The 2482-nt window shown below is 63.5% G+C and carries 2 protein-coding genes and 1 pseudogene; 1 reads left to right on the plus strand and 2 read right to left on the minus strand.

Features of this window, described 5'->3' with window-relative positions; genetic code table 11:
- Window positions 1–390, minus strand: a pseudogene (locus IH615_RS20495) (cell division protein FtsZ); the annotation flags it as partial.
- A 260-nt stretch (window positions 391–650) separates the two neighbouring features.
- Here IH615_RS20495 and IH615_RS20500 point away from each other — a divergent pair.
- Window positions 651–1124 carry a VOC family protein gene (locus IH615_RS20500; RefSeq protein ID WP_291364904.1) on the plus strand — a complete coding sequence of 158 codons (474 nt, stop codon included), beginning with the start codon at window positions 651–653 and terminating at the stop codon, window positions 1122–1124.
- Window positions 1125–1217: 93 nt separating this feature from the next.
- Here IH615_RS20500 and ftsA read toward each other — a convergent pair whose 3' ends face one another.
- The gene (gene ftsA / locus IH615_RS20505; RefSeq protein WP_291364905.1) at window positions 1218–2474 is read right to left on the minus strand and encodes a cell division protein FtsA; all 1257 of its coding nucleotides are present in this window, start codon (window positions 2472–2474) and stop codon (window positions 1218–1220) included.
- Window positions 2475–2482 lie beyond the last annotated feature (8 nt).

Here is a 2482-nt window from a genome sequence, read left to right on the forward strand (position 1 = left end):
GAGGATGCCCTGCTCCCGCGCAGCCCGCGCGATGACCGGCGCCGCACCGGTGCCGGTACCGCCGCCCATGCCCGCGGTGATGAACACCATGTGCGAGCCCGAGAGGTGATCGTTGAGCTCGTCGAAGCTCTCCTCCGCCGCGGCGCGTCCCACTTCGGGGTGCGATCCGGCGCCGAGCCCTTCGGTGACGGAGACGCCGAGCTGGATGATGCGGGGAGATTTGCTCAGTGCGAGCGCCTGAGCGTCGGTGTTGGCGCAGACGAAGTCCACGCCGTCCAGACCCGAGGCAATCATGTTGTTGACGGCGTTGCCGCCGGCGCCGCCGCAACCGAATACGGTGATGCGGGGCTTGAGTTCCTGAATATCCGGGATGGTGAGGTTGATCGTCATGAGGGGCCCCATAGTGGCGGTGTTGGTAAAGATTTACCCCCGCAAACGTTAACCGGCCCCTAACAATTGTCTCGCCGGTGTTAACGTGAACGCAATTTGCGACACCGCTAGGTTACGTTTTGACCACCCGTTAACCACGCCACGCCTGCGAACGGCGACAAAACACAACCCTGACTGTTGACGCCCAATAAATAACCATTTAGCAATATAACGTATTGGTTCTGGACAAGGGGTCCGGCACCGCATGAAGGACAAGACCCATGAAAAAGATCACGCCCTGCCTATGGTTCAACAACAGCATCGACGAAGCCATCACGTTCTACACCGAGACCTTCAAGGACGGCAAAGTGCTCGAGGTGCAGCGCCAGGACCCTGATGGAGCCGCTTTCACCGCCACAATCGAACTGGCCGGCAACAGGTTTTTCCTGCTCAACGGCAGCGGTGCAGACAAGAGCCGGTTCCCCTTCACCGAGGCGGTCAGCTTCATGCTCGAATGCGACGGACAGGAAGAGGTTGACTACTTCTGGAACACCTTCGTCGACAATGGCGGCGAGGAGAGCATGTGCGGCTGGTGCAAGGACCGGTTCGGCCTCTCCTGGCAGGTCATCCCAAAGCAATTGTTCGAGACCATCGGAGGCCCCGACAAGGCCGGTGCCAACCGCGCCATGCAGGCCATGCTGCAAATGCGAAAGCTCATCGTGGCCGACCTGCAGAGGGCCTATGCGGGGGCGTGAGGCATGGTGCGCCCAACCGCGATGTCATCCCGGCGAAGGCCGGAATGACGCCGCGTGTAACTGGCGCGCACGGCTTTCACAGACCCGAAGCAGTCAGAAGCTCGTCTTGAGCCAGTTCCCAACCCGCGCAAAGTAGCCGTCCGTGCCGGTGAGCTTCCGCGAGCCACGCGGTTCCTGGTATTCCTGGGAACAGACCTGCGGATAGATCAGCATGCCGGCGACCGAGGCAAAGGCAGCGCCCTTGGCCATTTCCGGCAGGCCGGCAATGCCCATGGGGCGGCCGTTGCGGACGTTGCGCGCCAGGATCCGGCGGGCGACTTCTGGCAGCCCGGTCATCTCGCTGGCGCCACCGGTCAGCACGAAGCGGCGGCCGCAGACATCCATCATGCCGGTCGCCTGCATGCGGTCGCGGATTGCGGTGAGGATTTCCTCGATGCGCGGCCGCATGATGCGGGTCAGCACCGAGCGGGCCACCTGCCCCGGCGCCTCGTCATGGCTGGCGCCGACCGGCTGGATCGGGATCAGGTCGCGCTCGTCGGCCTGCCCGGGCAATACCGAGCCAAACAGGGTCTTGAGCCGCTCCGCATCATCAACGCTCACCGAAAGCTGGCGAGCGATGTCGAGCGTGAGATGGTGGCCGCCGATCGCTATGGCATCGGCATAGACCAGGTGGCCATCGTTGAAGACCGAGACGGTCGTGGTCGCGCCACCGAAGTCGATGCAGGCAACCCCCAGCTGGGATTCGTCATCGACCAGCGTGGCCAGACCCGAGGCGTATGGGGTGGCGATCAGCGCTTCGATCTGCAGATGGCAGCGATGCAGTACCAGTTCCAGGTTGCGCATGGCCAGTGTTTCCGAGCTGACCACGGCGACATCGACGCCGAGCTTGTCACCAACCATGCCCTTGGGGTCGCGAATGCCCTTCTGGCCATCGATCGCGTAACCGATGGGTAACGCGTGGATGATGGAGCGCTCCGGGCGCACCGAACGCTCGTTGACCGCGCGCAGCACCCGGTGAATGTCCGACTTTTCCACTTCCTGGCCGTCGAGCGACACGGTGGCGGAAAAGGTTTCCGAGCCAAGGCGGCCCGCCGTGACATTGACGATGACGGATTCAAGCGTCAGCCCGGCGGCACGCTCGGCCATGCCGACAACCGAGCGAATGGCCTGCTCGGCCTTTTCGATATCGGTGACGACGCCGCTCTTGACGCCCGAGGACGGACCATAGCCGAAGCCGATGACTTCGGCCTGGTGCGAACGCCCGCGAAGCGCCCTGCCCTCCGCGCGCGGGGTGAGGCGCGCGATGACGCAGCAGATCTTGGTCGAGCCGACATCGAGTACAGCCACCAGCGTGGTCT

Source organism: Devosia sp., from assembly GCF_014860165.1.
Taxonomy (GTDB): Bacteria; Pseudomonadota; Alphaproteobacteria; order Rhizobiales; family Devosiaceae; genus Devosia.

Excerpts from the sequence above, each read along its gene's own strand:
- IH615_RS20500 (WP_291364904.1), top strand. The coding sequence starts at position 651 with ATGAAAAAGATCACGCCCTGCCTATGGTTCAACAACAGCATCGACGAA.